The organism is Thalassotalea atypica, assembly GCF_030295975.1.
Taxonomy (GTDB): domain Bacteria; phylum Pseudomonadota; class Gammaproteobacteria; order Enterobacterales; family Alteromonadaceae; genus Thalassotalea_F; species Thalassotalea_F atypica.
Map to the genome: position 1 here is coordinate 915071 of NZ_AP027364.1, position 18117 is coordinate 933187.

The 18117-nt window shown below is 38.8% G+C and carries 19 protein-coding genes; all 19 read left to right on the forward strand.

The genetic code is table 11. The features are described from left to right. Positions 1-20: 20 nt before the first annotated feature. The 19 genes from QUE03_RS04265 (at position 21) to QUE03_RS04355 (ending at position 18116) form a co-directional block, all read left to right on the forward strand. Positions 21-1154 (forward strand): protein-glutamate methylesterase/protein-glutamine glutaminase, encoded by a 1134-nt coding sequence (locus tag QUE03_RS04265; protein ID WP_286265456.1) that lies wholly within the window; start codon positions 21-23, stop codon positions 1152-1154. Next, positions 1147-1902 carry a flagellar motor protein gene (locus tag QUE03_RS04270; RefSeq protein WP_286265458.1) on the forward strand — a complete coding sequence of 252 codons (756 nt, stop codon included), beginning with the start codon at positions 1147-1149 and terminating at the stop codon, positions 1900-1902. Before QUE03_RS04265 ends, QUE03_RS04270 begins: the two co-directional genes overlap by 8 nt. Beyond that, positions 1889-2857 (forward strand): flagellar motor protein MotB, encoded by a 969-nt coding sequence (locus QUE03_RS04275; protein ID WP_286265460.1) that lies wholly within the window; start codon positions 1889-1891, stop codon positions 2855-2857. The genes QUE03_RS04270 and QUE03_RS04275 overlap by 14 nt, the downstream gene beginning before the upstream one ends. A 40-nt stretch (positions 2858-2897) precedes the next feature. Then, on the forward strand, positions 2898-3674 hold the full coding sequence (locus tag QUE03_RS04280; protein WP_286265462.1) for a ParA family protein: 777 nt from the start codon (positions 2898-2900) through the stop codon (positions 3672-3674). Next, complete coding sequence (locus tag QUE03_RS04285; RefSeq protein WP_286265464.1) at positions 3674-4444, forward strand: chemotaxis protein CheW; 771 nt, start codon at positions 3674-3676, stop codon at positions 4442-4444. Before QUE03_RS04280 ends, QUE03_RS04285 begins: the two co-directional genes overlap by 1 nt. A gap of 53 nt (positions 4445-4497) precedes the next feature. Then, entirely contained in the window at positions 4498-4989 is a 492-nt protein-coding gene (locus QUE03_RS04290) for a chemotaxis protein CheW (protein WP_286265466.1), read from the forward strand. A 62-nt stretch (positions 4990-5051) separates the two neighbouring features. Next, complete coding sequence (locus QUE03_RS04295) at positions 5052-5510, forward strand: DUF2802 domain-containing protein (RefSeq protein WP_286265468.1); 459 nt, start codon at positions 5052-5054, stop codon at positions 5508-5510. 87 nt (positions 5511-5597) lie between these two features. Further along, a complete protein-coding gene (locus QUE03_RS04300) occupies positions 5598-6398 on the forward strand; it encodes an MlaA family lipoprotein (RefSeq protein ID WP_286265470.1) in 801 nt (266 codons plus the stop codon). A gap of 112 nt (positions 6399-6510) precedes the next feature. Further along, entirely contained in the window at positions 6511-9258 is a 2748-nt protein-coding gene (locus QUE03_RS04305; RefSeq protein WP_286265472.1) for an SLBB domain-containing protein, read from the forward strand. A gap of 171 nt (positions 9259-9429) precedes the next feature. Continuing rightward, complete coding sequence (wecA, locus tag QUE03_RS04310) at positions 9430-10497, forward strand: UDP-N-acetylglucosamine--undecaprenyl-phosphate N-acetylglucosaminephosphotransferase (RefSeq protein WP_286265473.1); 1068 nt, start codon at positions 9430-9432, stop codon at positions 10495-10497. A gap of 165 nt (positions 10498-10662) precedes the next feature. Continuing rightward, positions 10663-11058 (forward strand): type II secretion system major pseudopilin GspG, encoded by a 396-nt coding sequence (gene gspG, locus QUE03_RS04315; protein ID WP_286265475.1) that lies wholly within the window; start codon positions 10663-10665, stop codon positions 11056-11058. Next, entirely contained in the window at positions 11055-12713 is a 1659-nt protein-coding gene (locus tag QUE03_RS04320) for a GspE/PulE family protein (protein ID WP_286265477.1), read from the forward strand. Before gspG ends, QUE03_RS04320 begins: the two co-directional genes overlap by 4 nt. Beyond that, positions 12713-13912, forward strand: coding sequence for a type II secretion system F family protein (locus QUE03_RS04325; protein WP_286265480.1), 1200 nt, complete (start codon positions 12713-12715; stop codon positions 13910-13912). Before QUE03_RS04320 ends, QUE03_RS04325 begins: the two co-directional genes overlap by 1 nt. Further along, positions 13896-14435 (forward strand): type II secretion system protein, encoded by a 540-nt coding sequence (locus QUE03_RS04330; RefSeq protein WP_286265482.1) that lies wholly within the window; start codon positions 13896-13898, stop codon positions 14433-14435. The genes QUE03_RS04325 and QUE03_RS04330 overlap by 17 nt, the downstream gene beginning before the upstream one ends. Continuing rightward, the gene (locus QUE03_RS04335) at positions 14428-14838 is read left to right on the forward strand and encodes a prepilin-type N-terminal cleavage/methylation domain-containing protein (RefSeq protein WP_286265484.1); all 411 of its coding nucleotides are present in this window, start codon (positions 14428-14430) and stop codon (positions 14836-14838) included. Before QUE03_RS04330 ends, QUE03_RS04335 begins: the two co-directional genes overlap by 8 nt. Continuing rightward, positions 14832-15560: a PulJ/GspJ family protein gene (locus QUE03_RS04340; RefSeq protein WP_286265486.1), complete on the forward strand. Its 729-nt coding sequence runs from the start codon at positions 14832-14834 to the stop codon at positions 15558-15560. Before QUE03_RS04335 ends, QUE03_RS04340 begins: the two co-directional genes overlap by 7 nt. Then, on the forward strand, positions 15560-16456 hold the full coding sequence (locus QUE03_RS04345) for a type II secretion system minor pseudopilin (protein ID WP_286265488.1): 897 nt from the start codon (positions 15560-15562) through the stop codon (positions 16454-16456). Before QUE03_RS04340 ends, QUE03_RS04345 begins: the two co-directional genes overlap by 1 nt. Continuing rightward, entirely contained in the window at positions 16453-17553 is a 1101-nt protein-coding gene (locus QUE03_RS04350) for a hypothetical protein (RefSeq protein WP_286265491.1), read from the forward strand. Before QUE03_RS04345 ends, QUE03_RS04350 begins: the two co-directional genes overlap by 4 nt. After that, a complete protein-coding gene (locus tag QUE03_RS04355) occupies positions 17550-18116 on the forward strand; it encodes a hypothetical protein (RefSeq protein ID WP_286265493.1) in 567 nt (188 codons plus the stop codon). Before QUE03_RS04350 ends, QUE03_RS04355 begins: the two co-directional genes overlap by 4 nt. The last annotated feature ends 1 nt before the right edge of the window (position 18117 follow it).

The following is an 18117-nucleotide window of genomic DNA, read 5'->3' on the forward strand; positions in this document are numbered from 1 at the left end:
TAAAACCAAAGAGATAACAAATGGCCTATAAGGTATTAGTTGTTGATGATTCAAGTTTTTTTAGGCGACGGGTCAGCGATTTATTAGAATTGGATCCAAACCTAACAGTTGTTGATGTTGCAACTAACGGTAGGGAAGCCGTTGAAAAAGCCATAGCGCTAAGGCCCGATGCCATCACCATGGATATCGAAATGCCGGTTTTAAATGGCATTGAAGCGGTTAAAAAAATTATGGTTGAATCGCCCACCGCCATAATGATGTTTTCTTCATTGACTCATGAGGGAGCTAAAGCAACATTAGATGCTCTTGATGCTGGGGCATTGGACTTTCTTCCTAAAAAATTTAATGAAATTGCCAAGAATACAGATGACGCTGGTAGCTTATTGCGTGAACGCGTTGTCCAGCTGGCACGAAAATCAAAGTTCTTAAAAAGAAAACCAAGATCATTGATAATGCCTCGGGAGACAAAACTTAAAGGCGCATCAAGTAAGCCTCTTCGACGTACGATGGGAGAGCTTAAACCTACGGTTAACTCCCCAGTAAGCGCGCAGGTGGTTAAAAGAAGCTCTGGCAAGTCATATAAATTACTCGCGATTGGCACCTCAACCGGAGGACCTATTGCGTTACAAAATATTCTCACGCAATTTCCTGCGGATTTCCCATTACCTATTATCATGATTCAGCATATGCCTGCCGCGTTTACTGAAGCATTTTCCAATCGACTCAATTCTTTGTGTCAAATTTCTGTCAAAGAAGCAAAGAATGGTGATGTGCTAAAACCAGGCTGTGCTTACCTAGCGCCAGGTGGCATGCAAATGATACTTGATGGCACAGAAAATGCTGCAAAACTTAAAATACTGGAAGACAAGTCAGATCGCGTTGCTTATAAACCCAGTGTTGATATTAGTTTTGGTTCAGCCGCTAAAATATTTTCCGGTAATGTATTAGGTATAATACTAACAGGAATGGGGGCTGACGGTAGGGAAGGATCACGCATGTTAAAAAGTAAAGGTGCCACCATTTGGGCACAAGATGAAGAATCATGTGTTGTATATGGTATGCCACAGGCTGTAACCACAGCGGGTATATCGCAGTTATCAATCGCATTAGACGCAATTGCACCCTCTATTTTAAAGGAAATAGGACATGGATAAGCTCAGTATTGCTGGGCTTATTATCGCGTTCTTTGCAATTTATTTAGGCTTCAGTATTGAAGGTGGAGCAATATCCACCCTTTTTGAATTACCCGCTTTTTTGATTGTATTTGGCGGTACCCTAGGTGCTGTGATGTTACAATCTTCAACAGAGCAGTTTCGGCACGCGCTCAATATTCTTAAATGGATCTTTATTCCTCCCACCTACAATTTTGAACAAGGTATAGAGCGTATTGTTGATTGGGCTGCAAAAGCAAGAGAATCCGGTTACTTAGTGCTAGAGAACATAGCGCTGGATGAAGAAGACCGATTCATAAATAAAGGGTTGAATTTACTAGCTGATGGAGTAGAGACGGAAAATTTTCGTAACTCTCTTGAAATCGATTTAGAACTTTATCGCGAGCATAATCTACGTTCGGCGAACATTTTTGAATCGATGGGGGGCTACAGTCCTACAATTGGTATTTTAGGAGCTGTGCTAGGGCTTATTCAGGCGATGAGCAATTTGCAAGATCCAGAATTACTGGGGCAAGGAATAGCCACCGCGTTTGTTGCTACAATTTACGGCGTTGGTTTTGCGAACCTAATATATATTCCTGTGGCAAACAAAATAAGAGCGATTGTTTATCAACAAACTTTATACCGGGAAATGATCTTAGAGGGGCTGGTTTCAATTTCATTGGCAGAAAACCCGCATGCAATCGAAAACAGATTGTCAGCTTTTAGGTTGCAAGATGAACAGGTATAGAACGAGAAGACACAAAGTAGAACACGATGATGTCCATCGTTGGTTAATCTCTTATGCGGATTATATGACCCTAATGTTTGCACTTTTTGTTGTGCTATATGCCATGGCAATGGTCAATGAAAAGCCTTTCGAGAGTGTGACAGAGTCTATTGGGCGTGTATTTCAAGCAGATAAAACGCTGACTAAAAACAAAGGTCATGGTGATGATATTTTACCGGTAAACTCCAGTAAGACGAACAAACGACTTTTTGGTAACGGTATCCAAGATGAGGCGGGCCCTGAGATTACTGATGGTGAGCCTATCTTATCAAATGTTGCAGACAGTGTTGTTGGCACGAATCTCACGTCTTTAGAAAAAGAGTTGCACACCGCACTTTACGATATCATTGAGTCAGGTTATGCCCAGTTACAAGTCGACGGTGACTGGCTTGAAATCGAGCTAAATAGTGCTCTTTTGTTTCCTAGTGGTTCGTCGTCTCCAACCAATAATGCGAATGCAATACTAGAAGTAATCAATGAAATCTTAGCGAACGTTACAAACTTTATTCGAGTTCGAGGCTATACTGACGATCAACCGATCAATAATGAGATTTTCGAGTCAAACTGGGAACTATCAGTTTTCAGAGCAACAGCGATTTTGAAAATTATGGAACAGTTAGCAATAAATCCTAAAAGAATGGCGATTGAAGGGTACGGTCAATATGCACCTACCGCGAATAACGCAACCACTACTGGTCGAGCACAAAACCGACGGGTAGTTATTGCAATCTCTAAATATGGCCTCAATCAAGAAAACCTACTCAATACGCCAACTATTAGTGTAAAAGATGTTGAAGCGATAAAGGAAGTAGTTGAATCTTCTGGTGAAGATAATAAAATTAGAATCATCCGGATGGAAAACGGTGGTATAAGAATTACCACACGTGTGGATGATACAGATGAATCAAATAACTGATTTATCGGATATAGCTCTTTCAAGTAACTAAGGTGTAGCTTTGAACGTTTGGACAATAGCAAATCAAAAAGGTGGTGTTGGGAAAACAACATCGACTATAGCGCTTGGTGGCTTGTTAGCTGAAAATGGTAAAAAAGTCCTGCTTATTGATACGGATCCGCATGCCTCATTAAGCTACTACTTCGGCATAGAGTCTGAAGACCTCGAGTTAAGTGTCTACGATCTTTTTGTGCAAGTCTCTTCAAAAGAGCAAGTAGTGCAAAGCCTATGCCCGACCAGTTACCCCAATATTGATATTTTGCCTGCTACGATGGGTTTAGCGACGCTTGATCGCTCCTTAGGAAGTAAGGGAGGCATGGGGTTGGTGCTTAAAAAGGCCATCGAAAAACTGTCGGGTGAGTATGACTATGTCCTAATGGATTGCCCGCCCGTCTTAGGCGTATTAATGGTTAATGCTCTGGCAGCATCTGATCGTATTATCATCCCAGTTCAAACAGAGTTTCTTGCACTTAAAGGTTTAGATCGTATGATGAAAACGATGGAAATCATGCAAGCCGAACAAGATGACCCTTTTTCCTATACGATTGTACCGACTATGTTTGACAAACGTACCAAGGCGTCACTATTAGCGTATCAAAAACTACAAGAAACTTATGGTGAAACGGTATGGCCGGGGGTTATTCCCGTTGACACTAACTTTAGAAATGCCAGTGTTTCACAAAAAGTGCCTTCAGATTATGCAGCATCCTCTCGAGGGGTGTATGCTTATAAGAGCTTATTAAAGCACTTGGTTAAATTGTCGACGGTGAAGAAATAATGTCAAAGCCATTAGCAGCTAGTCAAAAAGTAATGCGTTCATATCTCTCGGAGCTGCTTACCGATGATGAAAAGGTGCAGCACAAAGAGCCCGAAAACAAACCACTTGAAAAACTGTTAGAAAATGTCAGTGTGGAGCGAAAGCTGCCAATTGATAATAAAGTCTTATCGCGAAAGCCTGCCGTCGAGATAACACGCGATAAAATTGAACCTAAAGTCGTAGAAAAAACGAATGTAGAACCAGCGAAACCCATTGCTAAAGCTCAACTTCAGACTAAGAAATCTCTAGGAAGTATTAAAGTTAAGCCCGAAAAAGATTACCGTAATGGGAGCTTCCAAGCGATGTTTTTCAAAGTGGCAGGTTTGACTATTGCAGTCCCTTTGATTGAATTAGGTGGTATTCATAATGTCGATAAAGCCACGCCGCTGATGGGCAAGCCGGATTGGTTTAAAGGTGTTATGGTACAACGTGAAGAGCAAATCAACGTAGTTGATACAGCTCGTTGGGTGATGCCTGAAAAATGTAATGATAAATTATTATCAGCGTTGGATTATCAATACATTATAATGTTAAGTACGAGTCAATGGGGGCTTACAGCAGAACATTTGGTTGATACTGTAACGTTAGAGCAAGAAGATGTTAAATGGTTAGATGAATCTAATAAGCGACCATGGCTTGCTGGGTTGGTAAAAGATAGAATGTGTGCTTTATTAGAAGTAGAATCATTAATTAAGTTACTTGACGATGGCGCGAGTATTCATCAAGATTGAATCAATTCATCGTGTTATCGCGGTGATCAAAAATAAAATTGAGGACAAGTGGTATGTCTGACGAAAGACGTAATGCAAACGAAGTAGCAGATACAGATGAAGTATTACAGTGGGTAACGTTTAAGTTAGAGACGGAAACCTACGGTATTAATGTAATGCAAGTACAAGAAGTATTGCGCTATACAGAAATAGCACCTGTGCCAGGCGCGCCGATGTATGTACTTGGTATTATCAATCTTCGCGGTAATGTCGTAACAGTTATTGATACGCGTTCAAGGTTTGGTCTCGAGTCAACGGAAGTGACCGATAATACAAGAATTGTGATTATTGAAGCTGAAAAGCAAGTGATTGGTATTTTAGTAGACAGCGTAGCTGAAGTTGTCTATTTGAAAGCATCAGAAATTGACGTAGCACCAAATGTTGGCAACGATGAAAGCGCTAAGTTTATTCAAGGCGTATCTAATCGCGAAGGCGAACTGTTGATATTAGTTGATCTTAATAAACTGTTGTCTGACGAAGAGTGGGATGAACTCAAGCAGTTTTAATCATTGACCAGCAAATAAAAAAACCTGTTAAGCAGGTTTTTTTTGATCAAGGAACAAAATAAATGCAGTGGTTATATTCAATACAGCCGCATGTGGCTGCACTTTTAGTCGTTATTATTTTGATTTTCATACTGTTTGTAAGATTAAAAAAAATATCACAGCAATATAGCCAGCTCGACATCAGTAACCAAGCAAGTGAGTTAGTCTTAGAAGATTTACAGCATCATCAACAAATACTTGAAGAAAAGTTAAATAATCTTGCAAAAACTGTTGAACTAAAATCACAAGAAGACATCCAAGTGTCAAAGCAATTTGAGCACAGAATAAAAACAGTAAAAAAAGAGCTTAGCCAAATGCAGACCGTGATTGATCAGGTAAAATCGCAAGAGCCTCAAGATAAGCTTTACAGTAGAGCATATAAATTGGCGGCATTAGGGGCTGGAATTGAAGAAATTATGACCGAATGCGAATTACCAAAAGCAGAAGTCGAAATGCTACTTTCTGTCTATAAGCCTAAATAAACTGCTGCATACTTAACAAATATTTATCATAATGTGCACAACTTGTTTTCAATTGCGTTTCTCATTTTATAATAATAGGGATAATCTGTGACATTCTCGTTTCCACGCTTAACAAAGCATTCTAACTTTTTCTTTCTAATTTTTACTGTTTTACTTGTCTCTGGCTGCTCTTCCACAAAACATGTTGAGTCGGCTGAGTCTGTGGAATCTGATCCGAAAGATCCTCTTGAGTCAATTAATCGCCCATTTTGGACATTTACTTGGGACTATGCTGATAAATATGTCATCAAGCCAAGCTCAGAGGCCTATGTAAATAACGTGCCAGACCCGCTACGTGAAGGGCTTTACAATATGGCGATGAACTTGAATGAACCTTCATCGGCGATTAACAACTTACTGCAAGGTAAATTTAAAGATGCAGGAAAAAGTGCGGGTCGATTCTTGCTAAATTCAACCATAGGTTTATTAGGTTTTTATGATCCTGCCAGCGACTTTGAATGGTCAGGCACGCAAGAAGAGTTTGGCGAAGTATTGGGCAGTTATGGTGTAGGTGATGGTCCGTACTTAGTGATCCCGGCCTTAGGTCCTAGCTCGGTAAGAGAAGAAGTAGGTGATTTTGTCGATAGATATTATTGGCCATTAGCGATTATTGATTTTTGGCCCAACGTTGCCCGTAACCTAGTGATAGGACTAGAAACGCGCTCTCAGCTAGCAGATCAAGAAAAGATATTAGAAGAGGCAGTCGACCCCTATGAGTTTGTTAAAAATGCCTATTTTCAGAATATGACGTATAAAGTGTATGATGGAAATCCGCCGATAGAAGTCGATGAAGAACAAGAAGCGGAAATTGATGCTTACTTGGATGAACTTGATGATGAAATTGATTAGTGAATAACTTTTATCTAATTAGTTCATATCCAGATGTTCTCTATAAATGAGCTATGTTAAACTTCTGCTCGCTTTTTAAATCAATGAATTTTGCAAGGGCTTGGTCACTTTAATGAACAAACAGTTTTTAAATTTACTATCAATATTGATGGTAATCGTCTTATCTTTCACAGTAAATGCTGCACAGATCCCTAGCAACATTACCCCCCAACAAATTGAGCAATTTAAGAGATTGCCTGAAGCGCAGCAGCGTGCTTTGGCGCAAAGCATGGGCATTGACTTCAATATGATCCAAATGCAGATGGGAACTGGTGGATTTGGTCAAAAAGCTGCTGGTCCTGCTGATCAAGAAGTTTATCCTAGAGGAACTGAATTCGATGAGTTTGGTAATCCGGTAATGGACTTTGGTCTAGAGCAAAAAGAAGAAGAAGAAGAAGATGACGGCAAACCTAAACCCTTTGGTTATGACATCTTTGCTAACGCGCCGCAAACATTTGCGCCGATCATGGATATCGCAGCACCGGAAAACTATATTGTTGGTCCAGGCGATGGCATAAGTATTCAAATTTTTGGTAAGGAAAATGACGAGCGAGACTTATATGTTTCTCGTCAAGGGCAATTGGTTATTCCCAAACTTGGTGCGTTTCAAGTGTCGGGATTGACCTTTGCAGAAGTGAAAAAAGTTTTAACGCATGAAATAAAAAGTAAAATTCTAGGTGTTGATGTTGTAATTACCTTGGCCGAACTAAAATCGATTCGAGTTTTTATTGCCGGTGATGCCTACAAGCCAGGTCCATATTATTTAAGTGCGCTTTCAAGTATAACCCATGCCTTATTTGCAGCGGGTGGTATTAATGAAATTGGTTCACTTCGAAATATTCAGCTGAAAAGATCAGGTAAACTAGTTTCGACACTTGATTTATATGATTTGCTTATCAATGGCGATTCATCGAAAGACGCCATGCTTAAGTCGGGCGACGTAGTTTTTGTCGCGCCAGTAGGAGACCGAGTCACAGTAGATGGCGAGGTTAAAAGGCCGGCCATTTATGAATTGAATGGACAGGAAACTTTTGCATCCGTAGTTAAAATGGCAGGAGGACTCTTACCTTCAGCATATCCGTCGTCAACTGTTGTTGAACGATTTAATAAAAACAACCTACGTACTATTGTTAACGTCGATCTGGCTGATAAAAAACAGCTAGAAAAGCCGGTAGTTGCCGGTGATGTTGTTCAGGTAATGAAAACCTCTGCTCAATTTGATCAATCAGTGACGATAGTAGGGGCTGTATCTAGACCTGGTAAATACCAATGGTCTAGCGGGCAACGCGTAAGTGATTTACTCCCTAATATTCACTCTTATATGCTTGAAGATGCTGACTTAAATTACAGCATTATAGTGAGAGAAAAAGATATTGGTCGCAACATTGAAGTTCTGCAGTTTGGTTTGTTTAATGCTATATCAAACCCACTTTCTAACGACAATATCGAACTGCAAGCGCAAGATAAAATCTTGGTTTTCTCAATGCATGAGAAGCAAAACCCAGATGTCATCACTTTAGACTCTCTAGCGATGAGCGAAGAAGACTATGCACTTGCGAAAAAAGAGCAGGCAAAGCTAGATTATGAAGACAGAATGTTCTGGCTTGAATTTGGTGAAATTGAGCCTGAAGTTACAATCGATGAAGTGGATGAAACATTAAAACTTGCTGAAAAGTCTATGGAAGAGCTTATTGGCGGGAAAGTAGATGAAGAGAATGGCATAAATGAAATTGGCTTATTCTCACGTCAACGTATGTTAGCTCCGGTAATTAAAAAATTACAAAATCAAGCCGCGGCAGGGCAACCTATCCAACTAATTGAAGTGGTAGGTGCAGTTAAATATCCTGGAATATATCCGTTAGCGAAAAACAATCGAGTGACTAGTTTATTATTCGCATCTGGAGGATTACTTGAGTCAGCTTACTTACATAAAGCGGAAATTACTCGGAATCATGTAGAAGGGCATAAAGCGAAAAAAATTTCAATTGATGTAAATTTACAAAAAGCACTAGAAAACACGCCAGCAGATAATTTAGATTCTCAAAACATCTTATTACGAAGTAAAGATAGATTAAATGTTCATGTAATACCTGCATGGCAAGAAAATCACATTGTTGAGCTACGTGGTGAGTTTCTATTTCCAGGGAAATACACTATTCAGCGAGGAGAAACACTTAGCCAACTTATTAATCGAGCGGGTGGGTACACGGATTTCGCCTATGTTCAAGGTTCAGTGTTTAGTAGAGAAAAGCTCAAGCAATTAGAATTACAAAATTTAATTAAATTGTCAGAGAGCTTACGGATGGAAATCGCATCTAAAAGTTTATCTACTCAAAAAGGGATGGACTACAACCTTGTCAATAAGCTATTAGCCGATTTAACACGAGTTGCACCTGTTGGCCGTTTAGTTATTGACCTTGATAATATTGAGTCAAAAGAACATGATATTTTGTTGGACAATGGTGACATCCTTTATGTGCCGACGTTAAACAATTCAGTCAATGTCATTGGGCAAGTTCAAGTGGCGACTTCTCATTTATTTAATAAAGATATGAACGCTTATGATTATGTCACTTTAAGCGGTGGTATTAGGCAACAAGCGGACATTGAAAGGCTATATGTTATTAAGGCTAATGGTCGAGTTGAGATCCCTGAGCCAAATGGCTGGTTTGCCAGCAATGAAAGTGTGAAATTAAGTCCTGGAGATACAGTTGTTGTACCTCTTGATTCAGAATATATGGATAGCTTGAAGTTGTGGGCTACAGGCACACAAATTATCTATCAAGCCGCTGTAGCTATTGCAGCTATTGCAGGGATTTAGAAGAAAGAAACAAAATAATGGTGGTTAGTTAGCAATCTTACAATAATTTACTAGCTAACCATGCAGCAAATAACTATAATACGCCACGCTTGTATGAGTGCCGCCTATTTGGTTAGTATACATACAAGCATTAAAAGATTTTTCACCATAAAAACGAATGGTCATGTCTAAATGATATTTAACCTTGTAGCGTTATTTGTTGCATTTGCTTCTTCTGTTCTCACGATCAAAATATTGCTCCCTTTGGCACCGCATGTCGGACTTGTCGATTTACCTAACGAAAGAAAACGTCACGACGGTGCTATTCCGCTGATTGGTGGCATATCAATATTCACAGGTGTGCTTATTGCCTCTACTTTGTTTGTGTCGCAAAGCCAGATCATAAACCTGTATTTAATCTCTTCTGCACTCATTGTTTTTATTGGAACGCTTGACGATATTTACGATCTAAGTGTTGTTTCGCGAATAGTGTTTCAGGGGATAGTTGCCTCAATTCTTGTTTTTGGTGCAGGCAAATATATTAGTGATTTTGGCAGCTTGCTCGGTGGTGACTCGTTAAATATAGGAACTTACGGCATGATTTTTACGATTGTTGCTGTAATTACTGCCATCAATGCGTTTAATATGGTTGATGGAATCGACGGACTCGCAGGCTCAATGAGTATCATTACTATAGCGTCAATTGCTATTTTAACAATACTTAATAATCCAAGTTCAGATATTTTGTTGCCGATGCTGATTGTCGTCTCAACCATCCCATATTTGTTTTATAACGTTAGCACTAGAAACCCAAGAGGGAAAAAAATCTTCATGGGGGATGCTGGCAGCATGTACATGGGATTAACTGTTATTTGGCTACTTACCTTAGGCTCTCAGGCGCCTAGTGGTGAAATATCGGCGTTTCGCCCTGTCACTGCATTATGGTTAATTGCTGTGCCGTTGATGGATATGTTTGCCATCATGTATCGACGTATTAGTAAAGGCGAATCACCATTCAAAGCTGATAATGGTCATCTGCATCATATTTGCCTGAGTGTTGGCATGACATCTAGGCAAGCGTTATGGTTTATCAGTGCATTAGCAATTCTATTTGCTGTCATTGGTATTGCAGGGGATTTCTATAAAATTGCAGAATGGAAAATGCTACTTGGCTTCATTGCTTTATTCGCTACATATACAAGAGTGTTGCTACGATTTTGTGTGATTAAACCTAAAATAAAAACAGAGCATATCGCTTAAATTATTATAACAAAGTAGGCGTGTTTACTTATTAGGCACGCCTTCAAAGTTCTTGCTTACCAGGCACATTTAATCTAAGTATCTTTCTGAAACATATTTCCCGTCGACAGTATAATTTTCAACTGGTAGACTCAAACCCAATATAAGTTTATAAACATGAATACTATGAGAAAAAATAAAGGTTTCAGCTTGATGGAGCTGATGATTGTACTAATTATTTTGGGACTTTTGGGGTCATTAGTTGCACCGAAATTGTTTTCCAAAGTGAGCTCGTCGAAAAAGAAAACCGCAATAGCTCAAATGCAAATGTTTGAAACTGCAATAGATACCTACCGTTTGGATATAGGTAATGTTCCTGCATCACTTGAAGAATTAAGAAAAAGTGAACACCCAAGTTGGGATGGTCCTTACCTTCCTAAATCAATTCCTTTAGATCCTTGGGGGCAACAATACGTTTATACTGTGCCCGGACAAAACGGTATGCCTTACAGCATGATGTCGTACGGGTTGGACGGCAAGGTAGGCGGAACTGATGAGAGTGAAGACGTAATTCACCAATGATCAACATTAATCAATTACTGCTTGAGGAATTTAGTGTAAGTCAAACAGATATAGACAAGGCATCAGTTTACCAAAACCGAAACGGTGGTCGCTTAGAGCAAATTCTTGTCAATATGGGCTGTTTAACTGAAGATGATCTAACCTCACTTTTTAGCCAACTTTTATCTCTACCTTTATTTAATAAAGACGAATGGGAAGATTGGAATCCTGAAAAGTTAAATAATAGCGATTTAAACTTTCTCAAGTTAAGAAATTGGCTTTTACTTACTCAAGATGAAAATAACTGGCAGCTAGCAGCAAAAGATCCACTTGATATTGAAGTTATTGAGTATCTACAAAAAAAAGATGTTGAGCCTCAAGTACTTGTTGCTAATGAAAACGATCTGCAGTCATTTCTCTACCAAATTCAAAGCAATGAAAGCATTATTGACTCTGATGAAGAACTTTCAGGTGATGAAGAGGCACGTCTTCGCGAATTAGCGCAAGAAGCGCCAACGGTTAATTTACTTAATACCTTAATTACCAAAGCGCTGGCTAGAGGTGCATCAGATATGCACCTTGAACCATACTTAGGTAAGTTTCGAGTTCGTTACCGTATTGATGGTGTCTTACATGAAGTCGATAATCTCGCCCCTAAAATGCAGTTGCCAATTACCACACGGTTGAAAATACTGTCAGGTATGGATATCGCTGAAAAGCGCCGTCCACAAGATGGCAAGATAGAAATGCGTATTGCCAATCAGGAGCTGGATATTCGTGTCTCCGCATTACCGCTGAACGAAGGTGAAAGTATCGTTTTACGATTCTTAAGAAAAGAGTCAATTCGATATGATATGTCTGTATTAGGACTATCGGATGACACACAAACATTAATTCAACAAGACTTAGCGAAAACGACAGGTGTTATCTTATTAACGGGTCCTACTGGCTCTGGTAAAACAACCACACTTTACACTTTTTTGAATGAGCTCAATACCGAAGATGTTAAAATAATTACGCTAGAAGATCCTGTTGAGTATCAACTAGAAGGTATCAATCAAGTTCAAGTAAATAACGAAATTGGTTTTGATTTCGCAGCAGGTTTACGTTCAATAGTACGACAAGATCCTGACATTATCATGGTTGGTGAAATTCGTGACGCTGAAACTGCGCGTATTGCCTTACAATCTGCACTTACTGGTCATTTAGTTTTCTCTACAGTACACACCAATGATGCTGCCAGTGCATACACAAGGTTGCTTGATTTAGGTGTTGAAGAATTCTTATTAAATGCTGCACTTATTTCTGTGGTTGCACAGCGCCTTGCTCGAAAATTATGCCAACACTGTGCAAAACCTGCTGAAAACGCTAATGAACTGATAGCTAAGTATCAGATGGAAACGCTTCGTGAAAAATCAGGATTAAAAGAGATAAACGTATTAGAAGCGGTTGGCTGTGATAAATGTAACGGCTCAGGATACAAAGGCAGAATCGCGGTTAATGAATATTTACGAAGCGATGACGAAATAAAATTAATGCCGAAAAACGATCAATTTATCAGTAAAGCACAAGCTTACAATGATTCTTTAAATCGTAGAAATTTACTTAAAGATGGCTTATACAAAGTAATTAATGGTGTTACTACCGTTGATGAAGTATTGCGAGTAGCTGGCTAATGGATTTTGAATATAAAGCAGTAGATGCGCAAGGCGGCAGGCATCAAGGCTTTATAGAGGCTATTGATAAGCTTGAAGCACAGCAAAAGCTTATGGCGGATGGTATTCATCCATTAGAAATTACACCGCTGTCTTCATCTAAGTCGATTATGAGCTTATTTGCTAAAGGCGTAAGTTTAGAAGAGTTAGAGTTTTTTACTTCGCAGTTGTCGCTTCTACTGGAAAGCGGTGTAAGGGTTGATAAGGGCATAGATATCATCTTGCAATCAAACATTAACCCCGCGCTTAACCGATTGCTCGCAAAAATTTCCTCTTCGCTTAAAAAGGGCATGTCTTTAAGCGAAGCCTTTGCACAACACGATGATTTATTCGATCCGCTGTATATCAACTTGCTAAAAATTGGAGAAACCTCAGGTAATTTGCCTGAAGTGCTCAACCGATTATCTGATGATCTAAAATTCCAAAAGGAATTGAAAAGCCAAATTTCGCAAGCGCTAACGTATCCGTCTGTGATCATGATGGTGTGTATCGCTGCTGTTTACTTTGTTCTAACCTTTATCGTACCAAAAATGGCAGGTATATTTACCGACCTCTCCCAAGCGCCATGGTATACCCAAATGATTATTGGTGTGAGTGACTTTTTTGTTGAAAATGAATTATTCATTGTCGGCGGAGTGGTACTTGGCTTGATATCATTAAGTTGGGCTTTCAAGCAACCTCATATTCGCAGTAAAATGTATATTGCAGCAGCACGTTTACCAGGGGTAGGGAATGTTATTCTAACTGCCGAGAGAATTCGTTTTGCTTCCTCGATGGCGATGATGCTTGATGCAGGGCTACAATTAGATACTACCTTAGAACTCACTTCAAATACGTTGAAACACGAAGACTTAAAGCGTGACACCAAGCAAGCACTGAAGCAGCTTAAATCAGGTAAACAATTAAGCGCTGTGCTTTCTAAAACACGTATATTCCCTGACTTCTTCTTGTCTATTATTAAAGTAGGTGAAGAAACAGGTACATTGCCGAAAGTGTTCAAAGAAGTTGCTGATCGAAGCAGAGGCGATTTGGATCAGGTCATTAAAAAATTAACAACCTTGTTAGAGCCATTAATGCTTGTATTTATGGGCGGTTTTGTTGGTGGCATCGTTATCTCAATGCTAATGAGCATGGTTTCAATCAATGATGTACCGTTCTAAAACTTCCCCCACTAAGCAGTACCTAATTAAATCTACCCAAGGATTTTCGCTGATCGAGTTAATGGTGGTTATGGCTATTATGGCCGTAGTCATGTCATTAAGTGGCGGTTTATTTCAACAAAGTATCAACCAGCAAGAGCGTCATGTAGAACTAGAAAAAGTGCGCCAATTATTCAAGCAGCTCACTTATAAAGCGTATTATCAAGGTAACGCACACGACGTGAGATTGGAAGAAAACAAACTCTTAGTGTATATAAAAAACAAACCTAACTTGCTAGGTATTTATGATGAAGAGCCAGAAAGTTTTAGCATAAGTGAAAACGAAGCCAACAGTAAGGAATTAGAAGCACTTGAAAATGAAATGGTTCTTGTGCAGGAAATTACCTTCAATCAGCTGCTGTTCGTCGCACAAGATTTTAATGTAACGACCAAAGGCATCGTATCTCCTAATTTATTTTCGATATTCACCGGTGACAATACCCGCAGCTTTCCCCTTTCTTCGGTGTTTGCAATTGATGAATAAACAGCAAGGTTTTACCTTAATTGAAGTATTAATTGCTGCGGTTATTCTATTTTCAGCACTCGCAATTGTTGCTGATTTGTATAAAGCTTCAAGCTTTACCGCGAATAGAATCACAAATAAAGCCAACTTCTATCAAGCAACAACTAACGTAATTTCGACAATCAAAGCAGATATTCATCAACAAGTACAAGAACGAAAGTTACCAGAATTTACCGGTCAATTTTCATCGGGCGGAATTGATTATGAATGGCAAGCAGTGCGCACTTCCTTTAAATCTCGTATTAGAGGGGCCGATGAATCATTTGATCCTTCTCCGCAATTTGGCTTGTATGAAGTCAAAGTCTCGGCGAAACGTGGTCAAAGCACTTCTGAACCACTTACCTTTAAGGTTGCAACATGGTAACGCCCAGAACAAAAAATAGTGGTTTCACCTTAATTGAACTCATGCTGGCTACATCGTTGCTTATGATGGTGCTATTTTCGGGTTATTACGCTTACAGTTTATATACGCAAAAATGGCAAAAACGAGTGGATACCTTTTGGCAAGGTACACAAGACGGAATTGCTTTTGACTCCATCAATAGAATGCTTGCTAGTGCAATGCCTTATGTGATTAAAAATAGTCAGAAAAAGGCAGAGATTTACTTCAAAGCAAGTAGTGAAGAAATAGAGTGGGTTACGGCTTCTGCTATTTTTTCTCAAGATGCTGCATTAGTTAACATCAGTGTTGTTCAAGATGGAAATCTTAGTAAGCTGATTTATAAAGAAAAGCCGATGCAAAATTTTGTGTTAATAAACGAGAATCAAATTAACACTGAAGCACCGGAATTCTGGGTCTACCAAGTGACCCTGTTATCAGATATAAAGACAATCAATTTTAGTTTTTACGGTTGGCAGTCATTTGAAGAAGCACTGATGTTTGTCAATGAAGAAACCAATATTGACCCTCGTAATCAGCCTGAAAGAGCCTGGTACTCAACTCATCAACCACAAATTAAAAGAATTCTGCCAGAGCAAATACAAATAACAGTGCAGCAGATTGCTCAGTTACATGAATTTAATGTCCAACTGCCTGTGGCTACTATTTATGCGTTAATGTCACATATCAGAAAGGATATAGACTAATGAAGAGAGTAAACCAAAAGGGCATTGCTTTAATTCAAGTGCTGATCATTTCAATCATATTGGCTATGTTAGGCATATATATCAGCCAAACGGTTCGCTCTCAGATACACTCGGCTGGCGTTATGAAGCAAAGTCAGCAAGCTATTGCTGATTTAGAATCAGCTGAAGCTGAGTTGTTGCACTATCTGGCAACGGAAAGTCGTTACCCATCTAAAACAGATGAAGGCATCAGGGCTCGATGGAATTTTTACGGCAAGCCATTTCTAATAAATGAACATGTCATAGCAACCATTCAAGATGTATCAAGCTTGTTAAGCATTAATCATGTTAATCGTAGATTGGCAGAAAACTTATTTTATCGATTAGGTAAAGAGAATGAGCCTGTCCGAATATTCTTGGACTCGCTGGCTGACTGGAAAGACAAAGACGACTTAACTCATCTAAACGGTGCAGAGTCGAGCTACTATGAAAAGACGTTAGGTTATGGACCAAGAAATTCATATCTGCAATCTTTTGCTGAAATTAGTCATATCAAACAAGGGGATTTGTTAACTAATCATCAATGGAAACAATATTTTTCACTTTCCTTAGGAACATCTTTTAACCCACTAAATGCGCCTGAACACCTGCTTAGCGCCTACTTAGATGATGTACAAGCATTTCAACAAGTCGTCGAATTAAGAGAGAATAAAGAATTAAATGGGTTTGCTTTCTTTCAAGCGACTGGTATTGACGAGGATGATTTTATATCATTCCGTACTGGGCGAGTTTTTAACATTAAGTTAGAAACAGCAAATAACGAAAACTATTTAAACAAAAGTATGACGGTAGAGGTTCGCGCGAACTCAAAAAAACGCCCCATTCTAATGACAAATATAACTTGGAATAACTCGTGAATTTCGAAGTACTAAATCAAATTCCATTGCTGCAACAGCAACTTAACAAAAGAATAGCTTATTATTCTAACTCGCTATTAGCGTTAGAAGAAAACAAATTTGAAGCTGTTGAAAATGATAAAAAACGTATTGTCATTGTTGCTAAAACTCATTACAGCGAACGTTGGCAAGCTTTTTCAGCTATCAATAAATCGGAGCTGAATAAGTTACTTTCTTTAAAAAAGCAATCAACAGAACTCAATAACAGTATTTTTCAAATTATTGAAAACAAAAATATCGACGGCTTTGATGTTAAAACTATAGAATTTTCCCCTGAACTGATGGCTAAACTTGGCACAGCCAATATTTATGTTCCTGAAACAGAGTTGTTTCATCAAGGATTCGATTCTATTTTGGAAATAGAGACGCCTATAGGTACTTTGTTTAGCTCTGCCACAGGTAACAAAGTGAATAGCGCGTATGCCAAAGGTATTGTTGCGAATATAGAAACGTATCGATTGAGTGCTGGCTTACCAAGTGATAAATCAGTAAATAAAATATCAACAGATGAATTTCCTCAGTTCTTGCAAAGTTGTTTGCACAAGTTACCGCTGAAAGAGTTTCCAAAAAAAGCCTTAATTAGCCCTAAAGAATGGATTAACCTAGAGAAATTACATTGGTTATATGCTGCTCCGTTATTAACTGCACTTGTCTTTTATGTATTAACTAATAGTTATTTGGCATTTAACATTTATAGCCAAGAAGCTTCTCTTGGTGCGGAAGGTGACCGAGTGTCTAATGTGCTTATGCAAAAGCAAGAAATTGATACAAAGCGCGCCTTACTTAATCAATTATCAACTGAACTTGCAGATCAAAAAATAGCACATAACAATTGGGATATTGTTTATCAAATTGTAGAGGAAGGTGCTACGTTAACCCGAATTACTTATAAAAAAGGTGAATTAACTGTTAGAGGTAAAACTGATAAGGCATCAACTTTACTGGCAATGATTGCCGAACACCAAGGAGTGGCGTCAGCAAGCTTCAAAGGCTCCGTTAGGAAGTCAGGTAATCAAGAGAGTTTTGTCATCAATATTATTCCCAAGGAGTCAGTATGAGTAAATTGACTCAAGAGCTAACGCAGTACAAACATTATTTGATACTGCTTTGTGCATTAATTGTTGCTAATTATATAGTTGTCCCTCTGAGCGATTGGCAAACAGAGCAGCAGCAGACTTACACTTTACTTGATAAGAAAAGTGATAAGATCAGTTCATTATTAAATAACCAACAAGAATTTGGTAATCAGCTTGCTTTGGTAAATGAAGAAGTAAAGCAAATAGCGTCTTTTAATTATACGCAACAGGATGAAGCCAAATTCAAACTTACCGCCCAATCGAATATAGAAAAGATATTATCAGAGTCAGGCTGTTCCGTAGACAGAATTGGTTTTAAAGGTAATACCATAGTTGATGAAAGATTATCTAAATGGCGAATCGAACTGCGTTTTAAAGGCGATGCTGTGTGCCTAACAAAAACAACGCGAGCAATTGAAACGGCTAAACCTTTATTTAATATTGAAGATTTCAACTTCAATCATAGAAATTTTGACATTGATGCCAAGGGTTCATTTAATGCTGTAATGAATATAAACGCATGGCACTTAAAGGGAGGTGTATAGC